At 63.6% G+C, this 20,614-nt stretch carries 16 protein-coding genes; 10 read left to right on the top strand and 6 right to left on the bottom strand.

Going from position 1 to position 20,614, the window contains the following annotated elements; genetic code table 11:
• Nucleotides 1–12 precede the first annotated feature (12 nt).
• A complete protein-coding gene (locus LT988_RS06920) occupies nucleotides 13–789 on the top strand; it encodes an alpha/beta hydrolase (RefSeq protein WP_232409471.1) in 777 nt (258 codons plus the stop codon).
• Nucleotides 790–862: 73 nt separating this feature from the next.
• On the opposite strand, the gene LT988_RS06915 is transcribed toward LT988_RS06920, so the two are convergent.
• From LT988_RS06915 to LT988_RS06905, 3 genes are all read right to left on the bottom strand, one after another.
• Entirely contained in the window at nucleotides 863–1,294 is a 432-nt protein-coding gene (locus tag LT988_RS06915; RefSeq protein WP_232409470.1) for a type II toxin-antitoxin system VapC family toxin, read from the bottom strand.
• A gap of 609 nt (nucleotides 1,295–1,903) precedes the next feature.
• A complete protein-coding gene (locus LT988_RS06910; RefSeq protein ID WP_232409469.1) occupies nucleotides 1,904–4,420 on the bottom strand; it encodes a glycogen/starch/alpha-glucan phosphorylase in 2,517 nt (838 codons plus the stop codon).
• Between the two features lie 117 nt (nucleotides 4,421–4,537).
• Nucleotides 4,538–6,934, bottom strand: coding sequence for a phosphoketolase family protein (locus LT988_RS06905; protein ID WP_232409468.1), 2,397 nt, complete (start codon nucleotides 6,932–6,934; stop codon nucleotides 4,538–4,540).
• A gap of 162 nt (nucleotides 6,935–7,096) precedes the next feature.
• Between LT988_RS06905 and LT988_RS06900 the strand changes: the two genes are divergently transcribed.
• Nucleotides 7,097–7,261: a hypothetical protein gene (locus tag LT988_RS06900; RefSeq protein ID WP_232409467.1), complete on the top strand. Its 165-nt coding sequence runs from the start codon at nucleotides 7,097–7,099 to the stop codon at nucleotides 7,259–7,261.
• Nucleotides 7,262–7,300: 39 nt separating this feature from the next.
• Here the strand turns inward: LT988_RS06900 and LT988_RS06895 are convergent, their stop codons facing one another.
• Complete coding sequence (locus tag LT988_RS06895) at nucleotides 7,301–8,260, bottom strand: response regulator (RefSeq protein ID WP_232409466.1); 960 nt, start codon at nucleotides 8,258–8,260, stop codon at nucleotides 7,301–7,303.
• A gap of 73 nt (nucleotides 8,261–8,333) precedes the next feature.
• Here LT988_RS06895 and pgl point away from each other — a divergent pair, with 73 nt between their 5' ends.
• The 3 genes from pgl (at nucleotide 8,334) to LT988_RS06880 (ending at nucleotide 10,103) form a co-directional block, all read left to right on the top strand.
• Nucleotides 8,334–9,020: a 6-phosphogluconolactonase gene (gene pgl / locus LT988_RS06890; protein ID WP_232409465.1), complete on the top strand. Its 687-nt coding sequence runs from the start codon at nucleotides 8,334–8,336 to the stop codon at nucleotides 9,018–9,020.
• A gap of 142 nt (nucleotides 9,021–9,162) precedes the next feature.
• Nucleotides 9,163–9,639, top strand: coding sequence for a CopD family protein (locus tag LT988_RS06885; protein ID WP_232409464.1), 477 nt, complete (start codon nucleotides 9,163–9,165; stop codon nucleotides 9,637–9,639).
• Between the two features lie 128 nt (nucleotides 9,640–9,767).
• Nucleotides 9,768–10,103, top strand: coding sequence for a hypothetical protein (locus tag LT988_RS06880; RefSeq protein ID WP_232409463.1), 336 nt, complete (start codon nucleotides 9,768–9,770; stop codon nucleotides 10,101–10,103).
• Nucleotides 10,104–10,225: 122 nt separating this feature from the next.
• Here LT988_RS06880 and LT988_RS06875 read toward each other — a convergent pair whose 3' ends face one another.
• On the bottom strand, nucleotides 10,226–10,819 hold the full coding sequence (locus tag LT988_RS06875) for a hypothetical protein (RefSeq protein ID WP_232409462.1): 594 nt from the start codon (nucleotides 10,817–10,819) through the stop codon (nucleotides 10,226–10,228).
• A gap of 312 nt (nucleotides 10,820–11,131) precedes the next feature.
• Here LT988_RS06875 and LT988_RS06870 point away from each other — a divergent pair, with 312 nt between their 5' ends.
• Nucleotides 11,132–12,652 (top strand): multiheme c-type cytochrome, encoded by a 1,521-nt coding sequence (locus LT988_RS06870; RefSeq protein WP_232409461.1) that lies wholly within the window; start codon nucleotides 11,132–11,134, stop codon nucleotides 12,650–12,652.
• Nucleotides 12,653–12,935: 283 nt separating this feature from the next.
• Nucleotides 12,936–13,406 carry a tetratricopeptide repeat protein gene (locus LT988_RS06865; RefSeq protein ID WP_232409460.1) on the top strand — a complete coding sequence of 157 codons (471 nt, stop codon included), beginning with the start codon at nucleotides 12,936–12,938 and terminating at the stop codon, nucleotides 13,404–13,406.
• On the opposite strand, the gene LT988_RS06860 is transcribed toward LT988_RS06865, so the two are convergent.
• Complete coding sequence (locus LT988_RS06860) at nucleotides 13,351–15,699, bottom strand: response regulator (protein ID WP_232409459.1); 2,349 nt, start codon at nucleotides 15,697–15,699, stop codon at nucleotides 13,351–13,353. The two genes, LT988_RS06865 and LT988_RS06860, sit on opposite strands and share 56 nt — an antisense overlap.
• Nucleotides 15,700–16,040: 341 nt before the next feature.
• Here LT988_RS06860 and LT988_RS06855 point away from each other — a divergent pair, with 341 nt between their 5' ends.
• The 3 genes from LT988_RS06855 (at nucleotide 16,041) to gdhA (ending at nucleotide 20,579) form a co-directional block, all read left to right on the top strand.
• Nucleotides 16,041–17,483 (top strand): TldD/PmbA family protein, encoded by a 1,443-nt coding sequence (locus LT988_RS06855; protein ID WP_232409458.1) that lies wholly within the window; start codon nucleotides 16,041–16,043, stop codon nucleotides 17,481–17,483.
• Nucleotides 17,480–18,799 (top strand): TldD/PmbA family protein, encoded by a 1,320-nt coding sequence (locus LT988_RS06850; protein ID WP_232409457.1) that lies wholly within the window; start codon nucleotides 17,480–17,482, stop codon nucleotides 18,797–18,799. Before LT988_RS06855 ends, LT988_RS06850 begins: the two co-directional genes overlap by 4 nt.
• A gap of 430 nt (nucleotides 18,800–19,229) precedes the next feature.
• Complete coding sequence (gene gdhA / locus LT988_RS06845; RefSeq protein WP_232409456.1) at nucleotides 19,230–20,579, top strand: NADP-specific glutamate dehydrogenase; 1,350 nt, start codon at nucleotides 19,230–19,232, stop codon at nucleotides 20,577–20,579.
• The last annotated feature ends 35 nt before the right edge of the window (nucleotides 20,580–20,614 follow it).

The raw sequence follows: 20,614 nt of genomic DNA, 5'->3' as shown, positions 1-20,614 counted from the left end.
ATGTTGCGACGCATGAACCCGACCACCGAATTACGGCTCCGCGCGCGCGCGCGTTCGTTCGCGCCGCTGAGTTGCTTCTTCGCAATCTTGTCGTGGGGGCTGGCGCCGGGACCCTCGTTTGCCGAAGATGCGCTCGCCGAGACCGCGTTCCCGGATGAAGCGGAATGGCCGGAGATGGACCTCGAGGCCCGTATCGCTGCGGTCAGTGACGGCGAGCTTCGGTTTGTCGGTCACGAGCGTGCCGCCGAGACGCATCGGCACGTCAATCGGATCCGCATCGGACCGGAGAGTCTGCGCGAGGGTTGGATCGAGCTGAGCCAATGCCACGAGAACCTCGACGCGGTCCGCGCAGCACAGATCCTCTTCAGCGCCGAGCGGATCCGCGGTCTGGAGGTGGTCAGTGCGCAGGGGATCGGGCGTGCCTGGGTGGAAGGTCACTCGGTCCAGCTCACGGATATCGCGCCTGAGGCGACGCTCTGCATCCGCGCTGAAAGTCGGGCCCTGTTCGCGCTCGGCGACGGGCGTTACCGGCTGCGCAACGGTCCCTACATGCGCCGCTTTCTCGACGGCTACTACCCCATGCAGGTCGTGTTGGATGTGTCTTACCCGGCCGATCGGCTCGCCCTCGTGCAACACCAACCGCCCACGCAGCCCGGATTCGAAGTGCGTGCAGAATCCGGACATGTCGCGGTCGATGCGGCCTTCGAAGGACGGTTGTTCACCTGCTTGGACTTCTGCGAGACCGGATCCGCGGACTGCGAGTTGGCGGTCAGCGACTGCTCGGAGTGAGGGCACTCCGGCCCCTCGGCTGCGTGGATCCGGATCGGGTTGTACCGTTGCGGTTCGCCAACCCTTTCGGATCTTAGGGTCTTTGTTCGAGGGATTGCATAAACTCCTCGGGTGCCTGAACGGTGACCGACGGATCGTCGAAATCGGGACCGTTGAACGTGACGAGGTAGTCGAGTCCCATCCGGCGTGCGCTCTCGAAGGTGAGGGCATCATCGAGATGCCGCCAGCCGAGCCCGATTGCGGCGTCGATCACCCCGGCATCGACCGGGGCGACCGCCAGGATTGCGCAGATGCGCTGGATGGTCGATCGCGCGTAGTCTGCGCCCTGACTGCGGGCAAGCTCGGTGTGCAGCGGATCGATGGCCGAGGCGCAGACAAAGCCTTGAATCCGTCTTTTCGCGGCGAGCGCGAGGATAGCGCTCGATGCGTTTCCCGTTTCCTGGTCGTTGTTGAGTGCGTCCATCAAGACCGTGATATCGACGAGTGTCTTGGGTTTTGCAGTCATCGCCTTGCTCCTTGCTTGGTTGGTGGTTTAAATCCTTGGGTGCGCGAATCATCCGCCCTCGACGGGCGGCATGCGAGACTGCCCACTGCGCGGCGATATCCGGTGCGGCCGCCGGGACGTCGGCGAGCAAACGTCGGCTCGGGGAATCGGGTGCGCTGCAGTGTGTTCGGAAGTGGCCGCGAGTCGGGAAGAAGAGGGGTGATCGAGGATGTGCCTTCGGGCGCCGGCTGCGTTGTTCGACAGTCGGGTATCGCGCGATCTCCGCCGCGCCGAAACGTCGGCGACAGTTCCGCGCAACCGAGCCCGATCCGAGGAAGACGGCCCCATGAATAAAGGTGTCGAACGCAATGCCCTGCGCCGGTGCGTGGAGGCGTCTGGTGTGCAGAGAAGCGATCCATGCGCGACGTCGGCGACCTTGTTGAGCCTATCCATGATCCATGCTCGTCGTCTTGTTTTGGGGTGTGCGTGTTCGCGTCAGTATGCAGAGGGGTCCGAGCTATGGCTATCGGCGAGTTGGGCTGTTCCGAGTTTTTTTGTCCTGGATCAATGAGAGACCGAAACAGACTGCTTCGACGCCGAGGTGCCTCATTTCAGCGTGAAGGAGAGTGATCAGCTCCCGATGGGCATCGGCTCGATCCTCCAAATCCGCTGCGCATAGTCGCGAATCGACCGATCCGAGGAGAATTTCCCCATCCGCGCGACGTTGAGGATCGACATACGATCCCAATCGGCGGGCCGGGCATAGACCTCGCTGATCTTGTCCTGGCAGTCCAGATAGGCGCGGTAGTCGGCCAAGACCATGAAAGGATCCTGATTGATCAGGTGCTCCGTCAATGGGCGGAAGAGATTGGTGTCGCCGTGCGAGAAGAGTCCCGAGGCGATGAGGTCGATGTCCGATTTCAGCTCGTCGTCGCCGTGATAATAATCCCAAGGCCGGTAGCCCTCGGCCTGCCTGTGACGGACCTCCTCGGCGGTCATGCCGAACAGGAAGAAGTTCTCGGCGCCGACCTCTTCGCGGATCTCGATATTGGCACCGTCGAGCGTGCCGACCGTGAGCGCACCGTTCATCGAGAATTTCATGTTTCCGGTTCCGGATGCCTCCTTGCCGGCGAGCGAGATCTGCTCGGAGAGATCCGCGGCCGGGTAGAGCCGTTGCCCGTTTTTGACGTTGAAGTCCGGCATGAAGGCGACGCGGATAAATCCGTTGACCTGCGGGTCGTTGTTGATGACCTCGGCGACCGCGTTGATGAGCTTGATCATCAGTTTCGCCATGTAATAGCCGGGGGCTGCCTTGCCGCCGAAGATGAAGGCACGCGGCACCATGCCGAGATTCGGGCTCTGCTTCAGGCGCTGATAGACGCGGATGATGTGCAGGACGTTCAGGTGCTGACGCTTGTACTCGTGCATGCGCTTGGCCTGGATGTCGAACATCATGGTCTGCGGATCGAGGAGCACGCCGGCATGGCGTTTCAGCCAGAGCGCCAAGTCGCGCTTGGCGGCGGTCTTGACCTCGCGCCAACGTGCCTGGAGCCCGGAGTCGTCGGCGTGAGCCTCCAGGTCGCGTAGGCAGCCGAGATCCCGGATCCAGCGGTCATTCCCGCACATCTCGGTGATCAGGCTGGCCAGACGGGGATTGCTGACCACGATGAAGCGACGCGGCGTCACACCGTTGGTGACGTTGTAGAAGCGCTCCGGAGACATCTCGTAGAAATCCTTGAGGATCGTCGTCTTGATGAGCTCCGAATGCAGCGCGGCAACCCCGTTGACTGCGCGGCTGCCGACCACGGCAAGGTGCGCCATCCGGATCCGCCGTCCATCCGACTCGTCGATCAAAGACATCCGCGCGACGCGTTCTTCGTCGCCGAGATAGCGCATGCGTACCTCGTCGAGAAAGCGCCGGTTGATCTCGTAGATGATCTCCAGATGGCGGGGTAGGAGGCGCTCGAAGAGGGCGACGGACCAGGTCTCGAGTGCTTCGGGCAGCAGGGTATGGTTGGTGTAGCAGAAGGTCTCGCGGGTGATGCTCCAAGCGGCATCCCAGGGCATCTCGTGATCGTCCATGAGCAGGCGCATCAGCTCGGCGACGGCGATTGCCGGATGGGTGTCGTTGAGCTGGGCGACGAACTTTTCGTGGAAGGTGTCGAGCGGGCCGACCGTGTTCAGATGCAGCCGGATCATGTCCTGAATCGAGCAGGACACGAAGAAATACTGTTGCTTCAGGCGCAGCTCCTTCCCGACCTCGGGCTCGTCGTTCGGATAGAGCACCTTCGAGATGGTTTCCGCCTCGATCTTGGCGCGGACCGCGCCGTAGTAGTCCCCGACATTGAAGACTTGGAAGTCGAACGATTCGGGTGCCTCCGCTTTCCAGAGACGCAGCAGATTCACATTGCCGGCCCCGTAACCCAGAACGGGTGTGTCGAAGGCGACGCCGCTGATGACCATGTCCGGAACCCAGCGCACACGCGTGCGTTGCGCGTGATCGCGATAGTGCTCGGTGTGACCGCCGTACATCACCGGGAAGCTGATCTTGGGTCGCGGGATCTCCCAGGGGTTGCCGTTGCGAAGCCAGGTGTCGCTGCATTCGACCTGCCAGCCGTCTTCGATCACCTGGTCGAAGATGCCGAACTCGTAGCGAATGCCGTAGCCGATTGCGGGAATCTGGACCGTCGCCAGTGAATCCATATAGCAGGCGGCCAACCGACCGAGCCCGCCGTTGCCCAGACCCGGCTCCTCCTCCTCCTCCAGGATGGCTTCGAAATCGAGGTCCAGCTCCTCGCCCGCACGCTGGGCGATCTCCGAGATCCCGAGATTCACGAGATTGTTGGCCAGTTGCGGCCCGAGCAGATACTCCGCCGAGAGATAACAGACGGTGCGCGCATGGGATGTCTTGTAGATCTGAGCCGACTTCACCCAGCGGTCCAGCATGCGATCGCGCACCGTATAGGCGGCGGCCATGTAGAGGTCGTGCGGCGTGGCGACTTCGCGGAAGCGCCCTTGGATATAGAAGAGATTGTCGATGTAGGCCTGCTTCAGAGACGCCTTCGACATACCGGTGCGGGTGTGCTCGGGGGTTGCGGCCGGGACCTCGGTTGGGGTCTCGGTTTCGGGGGCGACTGCGGTGTTCATGGCGGCGTCTCGTCGGCAGGGCAGCGTTTGGGGCTTAAACCGCGCCCAGCGCGGCATGCGATGTGTTTGGATGGGATCGGCCCCGGCAGACTTGACGTCTGCTGGAGCTGGCGCGGTTTAAAAGGGCCAAATCCAGTCATCGACGTCGGGCTTGTCGATTCCATGCTCATGTGCGTAATTTCTGCAGTCGATCTGCATGTCGCGCAGCTTTTCCTTCACATGCGCACCCGTGATCTGCAGGCGGGGGACCCGCTTGATGACGTCGATCGCGAGACTGAAGCGGTCGATTTCGTTCTCGATCGCGAGCTCCAGCGGCGTGTTGATATTGCCCTTTTCCTTGTAGCCGCGCACGTGCAGGTTCTTATGGTTGGTGCGGCGATAGGCGAGGCGATGGATCAACCAAGGATAGCCGTGGAAGCTGAAGATGATCGGGCGGTCTTTGGTGAAGAGGCTGTCGAAGTCTTGATCGTTGAGCCCGTGCGGATGCTCCCCCGCGGGTTGCATGCGGAAGAGGTCCACGACGTTGATGAACCGCAGTCGTATGTCGGCGAAGTGCTCGCGAAGCAGAGCAGTGGCGGCCAGTGCCTCCTTGGTCGGGATGTCCCCGCAGCCGACCATCACCGCGTCCGGCTCCACGCCCTGATCGTTGCTGGCCCAATCCCAAATGCCGATGCCTTTGGTGCAATGCTTGATGGCGGCGTCCATGTCCAGATACTGGAGATGGTTCTGTTTATCGGCCACGATCACGTTGATGTCGTCGCGGCTCTGCAGGCAGTGGTCGACCGTCGAGAGCAGTGTGTTGACGTCCGGGGGTAGATAGATGCGGGTCACCTGCGGATTCTTGTTCACGACGACATCCAGGAAACCCGGATCCTGATGGGTGAAGCCGTTGTGGTCCTGGCGCCAGACTGTCGAGGTGATCAAGAGGTTTAGAGAGGAAATACGTGCCCGCCAGGGGATCTCCTCGCAGATCGCCAGCCACTTGGCGTGCTGGTTGTACATGCTGTCGATGACATGGACGAAGGCCTCGTAGGTTGCGAAAAAGCCGTGTCGACCGGTCAGGACATAGCCTTCGTACCAGCCCTCCAAGGTGTGCTCGGAGAGCATCTCGAGCACGCGCCCGTCCGGCGAGAGCTCGCCGCCGTCGGCATCCTCGGGTTTGTAGTCGCAGAGCCAGAGCTTTTTGGAGACCTCGTAGACGGCGTCGAGCTTGTTCGAGGTATTCTCGTCCGGGCCGAAGACCCTGAAATTATCCATGTTCTTCGCCATCACGTCGCGCAGCAGGGCGCCCGTCGGCTTGGTATTCATCGCGCGGATCTTACCCGGCTCGGCGACATCCAGGGCGTACTCGCGGAAGTCGGGCATTCGCAAGGGCCTGCGCAGCAAACCGCCGTTCGCGTGCGGGTTGGCGCTCATACGCAGGGTCCCCTCGGGTGCAAGCGCGCGGAGCTCCGGGATCAGTTTGCCGGTGCTGTCGAACAACTCTTCCGGTTTGTAGCTGCGCATCCAACCTTCGAGCTGCTTGAGATGCGCAGGGTTGTTGTGCATGCCCGACAGCGGCACTTGATGCGCACGCCAGAAGCCCTCGACCTTCTTGCCGTCGACCTCGGCGGGGCCGGTCCAGCCCTTCGGCGTGCGCAGTACGATCATGGGCCAATGGCAGCGCGTCGCCTTGCCGCTCGCGCGGGCCTCTTGCTGAAGGGAGCGGATTTGCGCGAGGCAGGCATCCAGCGTTGCCGCCATCGTTTGATGCAGCACCATCGGGTCGTCGCCCTCGACAAAGTACGGCGTCCAGCCGTAGCCGCGCATCAACTCGGCAAGCTCCTCGCGAGGGATGCGTGCGAGCAGAGTCGGGTTGTTGATCTTGTATCCGTTCAGATGGAGGATCGGCAGCACCGCGCCGTCGCGGATGGGATTGAGAAACTTGCTTGAATGCCACGACGTCGCGAGCGGTCCCGTCTCGGCCTCGCCGTCGCCTACGGCGACCGCGACCAAGAGGTTCGGATTGTCGAAGGCGGCACCGAAGGCGTGCGAGATCGAGTAGCCCAGCTCGCCACCCTCGTGGATGGAACCCGGCGTCTCCGGTGTGCAGTGCGAGCCGATGCCGCCCGGGAAGGAGAACTGTTTGAAGAAGGCGCGCATGCCTTCTTCATCCTCGCTCTTGTTGGGGTAGATCTCGGAGTAGGTGCCCTCCAAGTAGACTGGAGCAAGGACGCCCGGCGCGCCGTGGCCCGGGCCGGCGAGGAAGATCGCCTCCTGTGCATGTTCCCGGATGATGCGGTTGAGGTGCACATACATGAAGGAAAGGCCGGGACTCGAGCCCCAATGACCGAGCAGGCGTTTCTTGAGATGGCCCTCGGCGAGCGGTTCGCGCAGCAGCGGGTTATCCTGCAGATAGATCATGCCGGCGGCCAAATAGTTGCAGGCGCGCCAGTAAGCATCGATCTTGGTCACAACGTCGGGGGGCAGCGGCTTGGCGTCGATTTCGGTCGTGGAGAGGTTGCTTGTCGTCATGGGGTTCTCCGTGTGTCCGTCGTCGGTCGTGCCAGCATAGTAAAAGACTCGGATGAACGCGAGGTGCCGCTGAGCGCCCCTGCGGCGGCGACAACGGGCTTGCAGCGGTTCGTTTCCTGCAGCCTTCAACGAACCTGGGCCATCCTGAGCGGGGGACATCGAATGGACGGACATGCACTGAAGGCGATCGAGTTCTACGGCTTCATGGCACTCGCCGCCTGGTTGGTCTACTCCCAATTTATCGCCGCCCGACGGGATCGGCGTCGCCCGGACGATGACCCCTCGGACGAGGCTACAGGAGAAAACGACGAGGATCCGCGCAGCTGACCCGTCCGTCGGCTGGGGCGCGGGTCGAGGAGGACAAAATCAGCGGTCGTGACGCTTGATGGCCGCGCGCAACGATTGTAGGGCGGTCGTGGCCATGTCGCGCAGACGGTTTGCTGCATCGGCGACCTCCATGTCGGAGGCGCTGCTGCGGCGCCCGGCCTGCGGTCGTGAAGGTGCACGCTCGCCGAATCCGACCCCGTCGCTCCCCGCTGTCGGCTGTTGCGCCGCGTCGGGAAGCGATTGCCTCGACCCCTCGAGGATCTCGGGGTGTTGGTGTGCAAGCGCCGCGGAGACACGATCCCCGATCAAGTCCGGAAGGATCTCGCGGATCAGGCGCGTCTCGAGATCGCGAAGATCCTGCGGGGTTGCCGAGGGTGGCACAGCAGCGCGTGCCGCGAGCGTCTCGCCGAGGCGCTCGTCGACGAGATGCCGTGTCTCGGCGATCAAGATCTCGGTGAGGTCGCGTCGCAGAGATTCCACCAGGTTCGTCAGGCGCTTGTTCAGGCCGGCCTCCATGCGTTCGTCGATCAATGCGATCAGCTCGGCTTGGCTCGGCGGTTCGAGCGGGGAGGGTGGGGCCGGGATGGAGTTGGCGGACTGCGGAACCTGATCGCGCGGGGCCGGCGTCTCGTTCTCGACCGCCGCGCGCACGCATTCGAGGACCTCGGGGAGCCGTTCGGCGGCGAGCGATTTGGGCAGGACGGTGAGCACGCCCTTTTTTCGGGCCGCCGCGGCGAAGTCGCTGTCCTCTTGCGAGGTGCAGAGCACGATCGGCACATGGGCCGTGTCCGGGTCCGCGCGGATGATCTCCAGGGCCTCCAAGCCGTTCAAACCCGGCATGATATGATCCATGAAAATGGCGTCCGGGACGCGGCTCTTGAGTATCTCCAAGGCCGCCTCCGCGGAGTCGGCCGTATCGACGTCGATACCGCGATTCTTCAGCTCGATGCGCAAGGCGTATCGCGTGACTCTGGAGTCGTCGATCAGGAGGATCTTCATGGGGTCGTGACGGGCGGCATCGGTCGAGTTGAGAGAACGCCGCCAGTTTACCGGTCGGAGGGGGCAAAGTGCCATGGGCGAGCAGATGATCCACTTCATTCGTCTCGAATCGGCGGATGCCGTGGCCGAGGAAGCGGCACGCCGAATCAGCGACGCGGCGCGCCGTGCAATCCACGCGCGCGGGCGATTTCTGTGCGTTTTGGCCGGCGGGCGCACGCCCCTGGCCGCTTACGAGCGTTTGGTCCACCGGCCCGAGAACTGGGCGCATTGGCATCTCTTTCTCGGCGACGAGCGCTGTCTTCCGACCGAGGACCCGGAGCGCAACAGTCGCGCGATCGCTTTGGCCCTGACGGAGCGTGTTGCCCTTCCGTCGGAGAATCTGCATTGGATTTCCGCGGAGTCGGGGGCAGAGTCGGCGGCGGACCGCTACAACGCGCTGATCGCCGATTGGATGCCCTTCGATCTGATCCTGTTGGGCATGGGCGAGGACGGTCACACCGCGAGCCTCTTCCCCGGTCATGCGACCCCGGCGACTGTGCGCGCGGCCCCGGTGCACGGGGCCCCAAAACCGCCGCCGGATCGAGTGACCCTGACCCCCTTGTCCCTTGCGGCCGCCCCGGAGCGTTTGATCCTGGTGACCGGCGTCGGCAAACGCGATGCACTTGCGGCATGGCGTTGCGGTGCGGATCTGCCGGTCGCTCGGGTTGCGGGACTGGGCAGGACAGACGTCCTGATGGACCCGGATGCTGCGGGAGACTGACTCGGAGGGTCGCGCGTTTCTGAGGACCCTCGATCGCCGCCTTGCGCCGATCGAACGCGTCCCGCCCCGCGGCGGGGTGTCGCCTTCGTCGCTTGCCGGGTTTCAACAACGACCAGGCCCATTGACCACCAGGATCATGCTCATGGATCTCCAAATCGCGATCCCGATCGCTCTGCACCAAGCCGCCGGCCTTGTCTGGGTCGGCGGGATGTTCTTCGCCCACTTCGCCCTGCGCCCGACGCTCAAAGAGGCATTGGATCCTCAGCCCCGCCTGCGCGTCGCACTTGGCGTCTTTCAGCGCTTTTTTCCTTGGGTCTGGGGCTCGATCGCGGTCCTTTGGTTGAGCGGACTCTGGGTGTTCCTCGGTGTGATGGGCGCAAAGGCCGGTCTCTATGTCCACGCCATGATGGGCATCGCCCTGATCATGACGCTGATCTTTGCCGTGATCTATTTCATGCCGTTCCGCCGAATGCAGGGTAGCGTTGCCGCGGCCGACTGGACGAAGGCCGCGTCTGCATTCGGGTGGATCCGCGGCTTGATGGCCGTCAATCTGGGCCTTGGGTTGGCGACCGTCGTCATCGCCGCAGCCGGACCGGCCTTGGTCGGTGCGGGAGCCTGACGCGCACTCAAGGTCGTTTTGAAGCAGCTGCCTTCGAAAGACGATCGAAACCGATGTGGCCGTCTCAGGCCGCTTTGCGGATTCGAGCGAGAGGGGGCGGCCTCGAACAGCTCACACCTCGGAGCACGATGAACGACATTGAATCAAACGAAGACGATCTGATCCGGCTCTTGATCGACAGCTGGACGGCGTTGCGCGCCGGTACCCTCGGCGAGGATCAGCAGGTGCTCTTAGACCGAGAGCGCCCTCAGTGGCAATGCGAGGCCGCCAATCTGATCGCCGAGGGGCTGCTTGCCTATGTCACCGTCGAGATGGTCGAGCCGGATCTGGCCCACGACCGCCAGATCGACCCACACGCTACGCCGTCACCCCAGGACTACGCCGCGCGTCTCGGGGCGCACATGATGGACTTCGTCGACTATCGCGGCGATCTGGTCAAAACGCGTCGTCTCGGCACGCATTAGACCGCGTCAGCTTCGACAGTTGTCGGTCCTGGCGCGGCCAGGCCAACCAACAAACGACGCATACCGCACCGGGCTCGGTTTAGGCCGGTCGCCGCGCGACGTCGTCCGGATCCCGGACTTGCTCACTCCCGACCCATTTCGACCGACAGGCCGCTGATCGCCCCGGCCTGCTCGATCGGGACGTACGCCTCGAGGTGCAGGATGGCGCCCGGGTCGAGCCGCGGTCCCCGGGCCAAGCGGAACACGAGGCCCTCGCTTGCGGTGCCGTCCGCGAGTCCGATTCGGGCGACGACGGGTACCTCTGCACCGATCGCTATCTGCCAGGGTAGCGGATCCGGAAGCGGGTCGACGATCTTGAGCAGGATGTCGAACCGCCCGGACCCTCGATCGAAGCTCTGGTGCGTCACGTTGAACGGACTTCGGCTCAGTGCGGCATCGAAGGTCCAGTGGATATCTCCGGTCTTGGATGTTGCCGGCGTCGACGCCCCCGAGCTCGGCGCGGATTCCAGGCGTTCCAGACGCCGCACCAGATCCTCCACACGCTGCTCCAGCGCTTGAAGACGCGACGCGTCGATCTGTTGTCCGGCCGCCGGATCAACGTCCGGCTGAGCGCTCGGTTGGACATTCGCCGCCCGCGACGCCCCGACCAGCGCAAGTCCGATCAAGCCGAACAGGGCAAGACGGCGTGTCGAAAAGGTTGGTCGTGCTGAAGGCATGGTGTTTCCCCGTATCTTTCGAATCGCTCAGGTGAAATCGGCCGCGCGGTGGCGGTCTCTCCAGGGAAAGTCAGATCAAAGACAGGGACATTGACAAAGATCAATCATCCATCAACCGCCGGCGAAATTTGACTTACATCAAGGCCGCCCGGAGGTCCCCTCGGCATCGTCCAAGGCGATAGGGATGATCGCCAAGACCGATGAGCACCTGTGTTTTCTCGGCATGTCGGTCGATCAGGCGAGGGTCGTCAGCGCGAGAGCTCGCCGACTGGCCCAGGGACGGGGTCCATAACAAAGAATCCGGAGTGCACTATGAAGCAACATCCTCGCGGACCGAGTCCCGCGGGTCCGGGTCGGGTCGATCTCACCCGATTCGGTCTCGCCATCGGGCTTCTTGCCCTGGCAACGACCGTCGATGCCGCACGTCCAAGCGGAGAGGCAGGGGTCGATTGGGGCGACCCACGCGGTGAAGAGTGCGTGGATTGTCATATGACCGAGAACCCGGGCCTCTACTGGGAGTGGAACCACAGTGCGCACGGCCAGGCCGGCGTGAACTGTCTGGATTGCCATCAGCGTGAAGAGGGCGCGGTCGATGCCTTCAAGCACGAGGGGCAGTTCATCTCCATCGTGGTGACGCCGAAGAATTGCTCGACCTGCCATCAAACCGAGTTCGAGGAGATGGACGGCTCCCATCACGCCAAGGCCGGTCAGATCCTGGGGTCCCTGGACAACCTGCTCGGCGAAGTCATCGGCGGTCCTGCCGCCGTCAACGCCGGCTGCAAACAATGTCACGGCGGCGAGTTGGCGTTCTACACCGAAGGCAAGAACAAGGGCCGGCCGACACCCGGTACCTGGCCCAACACGGGTATCGGCCGGATCAACCCGGACGGCAGCCTCGGGTCCTGCACGGCCTGTCATGGACGGCATCGTTTCTCGCGTGCGCAAGCCCGCACGCCCGATACCTGCGGCAAATGCCATGTCGGACCGGATCATCCTCAGATCGAGGTTTACAACGAATCCAAACACGGCATTATCTACCGCGCCAAGGTCGACGAGATGAATCTGGATTCACGCAAGTGGGTCGCCGGTGTCGATTACTCGGCCGCACCCACCTGCGCGACCTGCCACATGAGTGCCGGACCGGGGATCGGGGCGACGCACAACGTCGGCGAGCGCATCTCCTGGACGCTGCGTCCGCCGATCTCGACCAAGATCAATCTGGTCAAGCTCGAGAACGGCCAAGAGTTCGATGTGCCCGAGGGTCAAGAGATCCCCGCGGTCGGAGACGAGGCCAAAGGGTCTACGGTTGTCGAGGTGCTGACCTGGAAGGATCGGCGCGCCAAGATGGAAAAGGTCTGCTTCGGCTGTCATGCCGAGAGCGTGATCACGGGCCACTACAAGCAGTTCGATGATGTGGTCGACCTCTACAACGACAAGTTTGCCATACCCATCGCGGCCATGATGGAGCGACTCAAGGAAGGCGGCTATATCACGCCGGCTCCGTTCGACGAGAAGATCGAGTGGACCTGGTGGGAAATCTGGCACCACGAGGGACGTCGCGCCCGTCACGGCGCATCCATGAGCGGGCCGGACTACACCTGGTGGCACGGCATGTACGAGGTCGCCCAGCACACCTACTTCAAATGGATTCCGGAGCTGAACGAGGTGGTGATCAAAAAGGACGGCAACGACGCGTTCGCGGTCGCCCTGCTGGAGGAATACTTCCAGCCTATCGATGGGCATGACTGGTACTTCAACGGCATGAGCAAGGAGCAGCTCGAGGTGGTGCGCAAGGGCTTCGAGGCGCGCTACGGGGAGGGTTCGCTCAAGTAAGGCGCCGATCGCTCGGCTGGAGGGGCGACTGAAGTCGCCCCTTATGACCTGCACGCGGCGCTGTCGAGATGCCCATTGACGGCCGTCGTTGTCGTTCTCGATTACGCCGACGCCGACAACGAGAACGGCAACGGCAACGTTCTGACATGACTGAGCCGGGGATGCCGGGCTTCGCAAGCTCGCCCCGGCCTACCCGTGAATCAAGGTCTTCTCTTTCGTTTCTGAATCGTCACTAAACCTCCGCTCCCCTGTCTCCGGAGCGCCCAGCAGCCGAGAGCCGTCCATGCGCACGATTCCGATCGTCTTCCTTGTCCTGTTGCTGGCCTCGTCGGCGACATTCGCCGCCGATGTCGATGTTTTGATCCTAGACGGTGAGGCCAAGATGCAGGCCGGCGAGCTTGATGCCGCCGTCGCCGTCCTGCGCGAGGCCGTCGCAACCGATCCGGGCTCCGCCTTGGCCAGGCTGCGTCTCGGCGGGGCGCTCCTGATGAAGCAGGACTATTCAGGTGCCATCGAGCAATTTCGCGAGACCGTGAGACTTGACCCGAACAGCGCGAACGCCTTCGTCGGGATGTCCGTGGCCTATCTGCACAGCGCGCGTTACGACCTCGCTCGGGCCGCTCTGGATGAAGCGATCCGGATCGATCCGGAGAAGCGTAAGGACGCGGAGCCGCTGCTGGCCTATATCGACAGGGCGTCTACCCGTGCTGATCCCGCACCGAGCGAGCTGCACCCGCAGCGGGGAGATGACTGATCGGTCCGATCACGTGACCCGGTAGCCAGCGCAGCAGGACGGCCTCGAGCTCGGCGATCTGCGCAGGCTTGGAGATGAAGTCGTCCATGCCCGCGGCGGAACAGTCTTCGCGATCGCGCTCGGAGACGCCGGCGGTCATGGCGACGATAGGGGTATGTTCTCCGTCGCCGCGAGCCTGCTCGGTCGCTCGGATATGACGCGTCGCCTCGTGTCCGCTGAGTTTCGGCATCTGAATATCCATGAGGATGAGATCGAACCGCTCTTGCGCAACGGCCTCGATGGCCGCCTGACCGTCGGGTGCGATTCCGGGCTCGATGCCGAAACGACGCAACATCATGGTCACGACCTTCTGATTGACGGCGTTGTCCTCCGCAACCAGGACGCGTGCATCGAACCGCCGTGTGGGGCGTTTCGCTGGGACGGGTACGATGCCGGCATCCGGTCGCGACATCCCCAAGACCTTGGCGGCCGCATCGTGCAGCAGGATCTCGCGAACCGGTTTGAGAAGGGCGACCTCGATTCCGACCCGACGCGCCTCGGGTCCCGGATAGCCGAGCGAGCTGAGCATGATCAGCCGTGTCGCACTCAATGCCTCGTCGCCCTTGATCCGATGCGCCAGCTCGATCCCGTCCATGCCGGGCATTTGCATGTCGAGGATCGCCAGGTCGAACGGCCGATCCTGCTCGAGTCCGCGCTGCAGTGCTTCCAATGCCTGTGGTCCGTCTTCCGCACATTCGGTTCTTGCGCCCCAGCGCGCGAGATGATTCTCCAGGATCAGGCGGTTGGTGGCGTTATCGTCGACGATGAGCGTGCGGATCCCGTTGAGATCCGTTTCATCGCAGACGGGGGTCGAGGTTGTGGTTTTCAAGCTCAGCGTGAACCAGAAGCGCGACCCGACGCCCGGCGTGCTTTCCACGCCGATCTCGCCGCCCATCAGCACGGCAAGGCGTTTGGAGATGACGAGACCCAGCCCGGTACCTCCGAATCGGCGAGTCGTGGACGCATCCGCTTGCGTGAAGGGACGAAACAGGGTTTCGATGGTCTGCGGATCGATCCCGATCCCGGTGTCCGAGACCTCGAATCGGACCACACAGTTCTCCGCGGTCTTTCGATCCAAACCCACGCGCACCACCACCTCGCCGCGGTCGGTGAACTTCACGGCATTCCCCATCAGGTTCATGAGAATCTGTCGGATGCGATAGGGATCGCCCGACAGCAGCCGGGGCACGTCCGGATGAACGAAGCTCGCGACCTCGATCGGTCGCGCACGCACGCTCGAGGCGACCAATCCGGTGATCTCCTCGACGGTGTTGCGCAGATCCAGCTCGACCTCCTGCAGATCGAGCTTGCCGGCTTCGATCTTGGAGAAATCCAGGATGTCGTTGATGACCGTGAGCAGCAGCCCCCCCGACTTTTCGGCGGTGGCGATGAAGTCCTGTTGTTGGCGACTGAGTTGGCTGTCGCGCAGCAGCTCGAGCATGCCCAGCAGGCCGTTCATCGGGGTGCGGATCTCATGGCTCATCATCGCCAGAAACTCGCTTTTGGCCCGGTCCGCGGACATGGCCTCGTCACGCGCACGGGCCAGCGCGTCCATCTGACGGCGGGTCTCGGTGAGATCGCGCACGACTGCGGTAAAGACGCGGCTGGTGCCGACATCGACCCGGCTCATCGCCAGGTAGAGCGGGAAGATCGTCGCGTCCTTGCGAAGCCCGTCAAGCTCGCGGATCTCGGTCAGGGCGTCCGCGTCTCCGAGCGTGTGCGCGTTGCGCATCCGCTCTTCGTACTCTCGTCGATAGGGCTCGGCGAAAAGGATCGACATGGGCTTGTCGCGGATCTCGGAGGTCCCGTATCCGAATATGCGTTCAGCGACCCGGTTCATGGCGACAAGCCGGCCGGCCTCGTCGATATGAATGGCGCCGTCGGCCATGTTGTCGACGATCGCCCGGTTGCGCGCCCGGCTTTCCGTCAAAAACGCGATCTCGCGTCCGGTTGCTCGACTGCTCAGGATCCACCAAAGAATCGAGCCCACGACGGAGATGGCGACTGTGCCGAACAGGAGCGCAGACTGCGTTGGTAGGCCCGATCGAACGAACTCGGACCAGAGCTCCGGATTCGAACCCAGGGCTCGCAGCTGCGCGTTTACGTCCCACAAGAGGACGCCGACGCTCGTCAGCGTCGCGACGCCGATCAGGGCGAGTCCCCGGGCACCGAGCCGAGCACCGAGACGCCGAGACGGATCCTTCTTCGGGTCGGTAGAGCCTTGATCGTATCGCCGACGATTGCGCTGAGTCATCATCCTCGACAGGGCAGTTGACTTGGAAAACCGGACGGTCTGCCCGCAAGGTACGAGACAGACGTCCGTGACATGGGCTCCGCCCGAACGGGTGTTCCCTGCACGTTTTGGCCGGCGGAAGCCCCCCGACCCTTTCGTCGCATCCCGGCGTTTCATTGTGCTGCCGAGCGGATGTTATCACCATCGGATCGGGGTGCATTGCAGTGCTGTCGACCAGAGCCGAGGCGCGTCTGCCGCGACGGGTGGTGACGCATGCGGAAAGTGCTCGTCGTACGGTTGACAGCGGGAGCGCCGCTCGACCAGAGTGCCGTTATTCGATTCTGAAATGGCAGGATCCCCGTATGCAGCACCTTTGCGACATCGCCGATCTCTTTCTGAGCAGGGCGCCGGCCTGTGATTACTGGACATTGCGTCTGGTCGAGGAGGAGCACGATCATCTCGAGGTCCGCCAAGGCGTGGTCGAGCCGAGTCGGCTGACATACAGCTCGGGCGCGATGGTGACCCTCGTCAAGGACGGCGGCATCGGCTACGGCGCGACCAGTGATCTCAGCGTCTCCGGCCTGCGCATCGCCACCGAGCGGGCGGCCGGATGGGCGCAAGTACATGCCCGGCTCGGACTCTTCGAGGCCGGTATCTATCCGCGCAGCAGCACGCGTGCGGACTATCGCACGCCGGTCGAGGAGCCGTGGTCGACTCTGCCGATCGCCGAGAAGCTCGACATCCTGCAGGCCGCCAACGACGCCTTGGCCATCGACGATCGCATCGTCGACTGGTCGGCCTGGCTGACGCGCCGTCGGGTATCGCAGCTCCTGATCACGAGCGACGGGGGGCGGGTCTCGCAGATCCTGGACTATGTGCATCCGGGCCTGGTCGCGGTCGCCAATGAAGGGAGCCAGACTCAACGCAGACGTGGCGGTGGCTCGGACGGCTCTCAGCAGGGCGGACTGGAGCGGATCGTCGCCGTGCGTCTGCTCGAGGACGCCCCGCGCGTGGCCGGGGAGGCGCTTGCCCTTCTGGATGCCCCGGAATGTCCTCAGGACACTCGTGATCTCGTCCTACTGCCGAGTCAGATGGTGCTTCAGATCCATGAAAGCATCGGCCATCCGTTGGAGCTTGACCGCATCCTTGGCGACGAGCGCAACTATGCCGGCACCAGCTTCGTCACGCCCGGGATGTTCGGCCGCTACCGCTACGGCTCTGAGCTGCTGAACGTCACCTTCGATCCGACCGTGCCGATGGAGCTGGTTTCGGGCGTGGCCGACGATGAGGGTGCGCCCGCAGGGCGTGAATATCTCATACGACGCGGCATCCTGGAGCGTCCGCTCGGCGGGCCTTTGTCGCAGGCCCGCGCCGGTCTGCCCGGCACCGCCAATACGCGCGCGAGCAGCTGGGATCGTCCGCCGATCGATCGCATGGGCAACATCAATCTGGAGCCGGGGGAGGGCAGTCTCGCCGACCTGATCGCGCAGGTGGAACGGGGTGTTCTGATGGACACCAATCGCTCCTGGTCGATCGACGATAGCCGCAACAAGTTCCAGTTCGGCTGTGAGCTGGGTCGGCTGATCGAGGACGGCGAGCTCACGGGGCTGGTGCGCAACCCGGGCTATCGCGGCATCTCCGCGAGCTTCTGGCGCAGCCTCGACGGCGTCGGCGGTCCGGAGAGCCTCGAGATCCGCGGGGTGCGCAATTGCGGCAAGGGCGAGCCGAATCAATCGGTCTACGTCGGTCATGCCACGCCGCCCTGTCTGTTTCGCGACGTCGCGGTCTTCGGAGGTGGCGAATGAACGCCGATGCCTTTTTTGCCTTGAGCGATCATCTGAATGCCGAGCTGCACGGCAGCGAGATCCTCTTTTGCAACCTCTCCAGCGAATCGTCGGACTTCGTGCGACTCAACCGCAACCGGATCCGTCAGGCCGGTCATGTCCGCTCGACCACCTTGGACTTGACCCTGATCGAGGATTCACGACAGGTCGGGGGCGGCTGCGATTTGAGCGGCGATCCGAAGGAGGATCAGGCTCGTGCACGTGGTCTGCTTGCCCGGCTGCGCGAGCGTTTGGCCCACGTGCCGGACGATCCCTACCTCAGCTACTCAGTCGAGCCGTCCGAGAGCGACCATTGCGGCGACGCACGACTCCCGCCAATCGCCGAGGCGATCGGCGAGCTGATCGAGGCTGCAGACGGAATGGACCTGGTCGGAATCTGGGCGAGCGGCGACATTGCCGAGGGGCTCGCTAGCTCGATCGGGCATCGCCACTGGCATGCGAGCACCAGTTTCAACCTGGACTGGAGCTGTTATCTGGAGGCGGACAAGGCGGTCAAATCCGCTTACAGCGGGTTCGGCTGGGATCCGGCGATCCTGCGCGGCAAGCTCGAGGCGATGCGCGAGGGGCTGCACGTCATGTCCCGCCCGACACGTATCCTGGAGCCCGGGCGTTACCGGGCCTATCTTGCTCCGAGCGCCGTCGGCGAGCTGATGGGCATGCTCGCGTGGGGCGGTTTCGATCTCAAGAGCCACCGTACTCATCAGACGCCGCTGCTCAAGATGGCACGCGGCGAGCGCAGCTTCGACCCGCGCATCAGGATCCACGAAGAGCACGATCGCGGCCTCGCGGCCCGCTTCACGCCCGAGGGCTTCCCGATGCCGCCGCGGGTGACTCTGGTCGAAGGCGGTCGTTTCGCGGGATGCCTGGTCGACGCACGCTCCGGCAAGGAATACGGCGAGCCGGTCAACGCCGCGAGCGATGGGCCCGGATCGCTCGGGCTGGATGCCGGCACCTTGGACGCATCCGAGGTCCCGGGTCAGCTCGATACAGGTTTGTGGATCGGCAACCTCTGGTACTGCAATTGGTCGGATCCCAACGACTGCCGCGTCACCGGCATGACCCGCTTCGGCACCTACTGGGTCGAAAACGGCGAGATCGTGGCGCCCGTGAAGGTCATGCGCTTCGACGACAGCCTCTATCACCTGCTGGGCGATCGCCTCGAGAACCTGACACGCGAGCGCGAGCTACTGCTCTCAGCCGAGACCTACGACGGGCGCTCCACAGACAGCATGCTGCTTCCCGGTGTGCTGGTGTCCGGGATCGAGTTGACGCTGTGACATCCGTGCTCCGCGCGAGTCGCGACAAGATGCCCCCGTGCTCCGGGCCTCCCATGGATGACGTGTTCTTCTCGATCGGCGCGTCCGAGCACGCGATCGAGCGAATGCTTCCGGCGGTCGACCTCCGCGCGACTGCACGGCAGCAGTCCGTAGGGTGCGGTGACGAAGGAACCGCACCGATGCTGCGGATGCGGGCGAGGCACGCGGCGGTTTGCTGTCGCTTACCGCACCCTACGATGCACTGCCAAGAAACCCTGTGCCATCCTCGGCACGCCTTGCCCGAGAAGCCGCTCTCGGGCAACCACAAGGTCTTTCGCCTGGCTCCGGAGTCTTCGCACGCGCACGCCTTCTCCGGGTCAAGGTCCCGCAACGATGAAATGAGCCGCCCGCCGATCGCTCGGTCCACCGGGCAGTGCCGGAGGTATTCAGCATGGTCGCCGGTCTCGACGAGAAGCTAGAGCCCATCTATCAGGATGTCTTGCGCCGCAATCCGGGCGAGACCGAGTTCCATCAGGCGGTGCGCGAGGTGATCGAGACACTCGGTCCGGTCCTGGTCAAATACCCCGAGTTTGCGGAACAGAAGATGATCCAGCGCATCTGCGAGCCGGAGCGCCAGATCATCTTCCGCGTGCCCTGGCAGGACGATCGCGGCCAGATCCAGATCAACCGCGCCTTCCGGGTCGAGTTCAACAGCGCGCTCGGTCCCTACAAGGGCGGGATGCGTTTCCACCCCTCGGTCTATCTGGGGATCATCAAGTTTTTAGGCTTCGAGCAGATCTTCAAGAATGCACTCACGGGACTGCCGATCGGCGGCGGCAAGGGCGGCAGCGACTTCGATCCCAAGGGCAAGTCCGACTGCGAGATCATGCGCTTCTGCCAGAGCCTCATGACCGAGCTCTATCGCCACATCGGCGACCATACCGACGTGCCGGCCGGCGACATCGGCGTCGGAGAGCGCGAGGTCGGCTATCTCTTCGGCCAGTACAAGCGCATCACCAACCGCTACGAGTCCGGCGTCATGACCGGGAAGGGGTTGAGTTGGGGCGGCAGCCGCGCCCGTCGCGAGGCGACAGGCTACGGGACGATCTTTTTCCTGGAGGAAATGCTCAGGGTCCGTGGCAATTCGCTCGTCGGCAAGACCTGCATCGTCTCTGGTTCCGGAAACGTTGCCATCTACGCGATCGAGAAGGCCAAGGCGCTCGGCGGCCGCGTCATCGCCTGCTCGGACTCCAACGGTGTCGTTGTCGACCGTGACGGCATCGATCTTGACTTGCTGAAGCAGATCAAGGAGGTCGAGCGCAGACGGCTCACCGCCTATGTCCAGGAAAAGACGAGCGCGACCTATCTCGAAAACGGCTGCATCTGGACCATCCCTTGTCAGGTGGCGCTGCCCTGCGCGACCCAGAACGAGCTGACCGCCAAGGACGCCAAAACGTTGATCGAGCAGGGCTGTATCGCGGTTGCCGAAGGTGCCAACATGCCGACCACGCCGGAGGGCATTCGGGTGTTTCAGGATGCCGGCATTGCGTTTGGACCGGGCAAAGCGGCCAACGCCGGCGGGGTTGCGACCAGCGCGCTCGAGATGCAGCAGAACGCGAGCCGCGATTCCTGGACCTTCGATTACACCGAGCAGCGTCTGAAGACCATCATGGTGGCCATCCATCGTCGCTGCCATGAAACCAGCGAGGAGTTCGGTGCCCCCGGCAACTATGTGGTCGGGGCCAATATCGCCGGCTTCCTGAAGGTCGGGCACGCCATGTCGGCGATGGGGTTGATCTAGGCCGTCGCCTCCCGAGCAATCCGCGTTCCGCGCGC

Origin of the sequence: Thiocapsa bogorovii (assembly GCF_021228795.1) — a bacterium.
Classification (GTDB): domain Bacteria; phylum Pseudomonadota; class Gammaproteobacteria; order Chromatiales; family Chromatiaceae; genus Thiocapsa; species Thiocapsa bogorovii.
The sequence above is the reverse complement of the archived record's forward strand: the minus strand, read 5'-3'. Positions and strand labels throughout refer to the sequence as shown.

Coding starts and splice junctions, on each gene's coding strand:
- LT988_RS06920 (WP_232409471.1), top strand. CDS start 13: ATGAACCCGACCACCGAATTACGGCTCCGCGCGCGCGCGCGTTCGTTC.
- LT988_RS06915 (WP_232409470.1), bottom strand. CDS start 1,294: ATGACTGCAAAACCCAAGACACTCGTCGATATCACGGTCTTGATGGAC.
- LT988_RS06910 (WP_232409469.1), bottom strand. CDS start 4,420: ATGAACACCGCAGTCGCCCCCGAAACCGAGACCCCAACCGAGGTCCCG.
- LT988_RS06905 (WP_232409468.1), bottom strand. CDS start 6,934: ATGACGACAAGCAACCTCTCCACGACCGAAATCGACGCCAAGCCGCTG.
- LT988_RS06900 (WP_232409467.1), top strand. CDS start 7,097: ATGGACGGACATGCACTGAAGGCGATCGAGTTCTACGGCTTCATGGCA.
- LT988_RS06895 (WP_232409466.1), bottom strand. CDS start 8,260: ATGAAGATCCTCCTGATCGACGACTCCAGAGTCACGCGATACGCCTTG.
- pgl (WP_232409465.1), top strand. CDS start 8,334: ATGGGCGAGCAGATGATCCACTTCATTCGTCTCGAATCGGCGGATGCC.
- LT988_RS06885 (WP_232409464.1), top strand. CDS start 9,163: ATGGATCTCCAAATCGCGATCCCGATCGCTCTGCACCAAGCCGCCGGC.
- LT988_RS06880 (WP_232409463.1), top strand. CDS start 9,768: ATGAACGACATTGAATCAAACGAAGACGATCTGATCCGGCTCTTGATC.
- LT988_RS06875 (WP_232409462.1), bottom strand. CDS start 10,819: ATGCCTTCAGCACGACCAACCTTTTCGACACGCCGTCTTGCCCTGTTC.
- LT988_RS06870 (WP_232409461.1), top strand. CDS start 11,132: ATGAAGCAACATCCTCGCGGACCGAGTCCCGCGGGTCCGGGTCGGGTC.
- LT988_RS06865 (WP_232409460.1), top strand. CDS start 12,936: ATGCGCACGATTCCGATCGTCTTCCTTGTCCTGTTGCTGGCCTCGTCG.
- LT988_RS06860 (WP_232409459.1), bottom strand. CDS start 15,699: ATGACTCAGCGCAATCGTCGGCGATACGATCAAGGCTCTACCGACCCG.
- LT988_RS06855 (WP_232409458.1), top strand. CDS start 16,041: ATGCAGCACCTTTGCGACATCGCCGATCTCTTTCTGAGCAGGGCGCCG.
- LT988_RS06850 (WP_232409457.1), top strand. CDS start 17,480: ATGAACGCCGATGCCTTTTTTGCCTTGAGCGATCATCTGAATGCCGAG.
- gdhA (WP_232409456.1), top strand. CDS start 19,230: ATGGTCGCCGGTCTCGACGAGAAGCTAGAGCCCATCTATCAGGATGTC.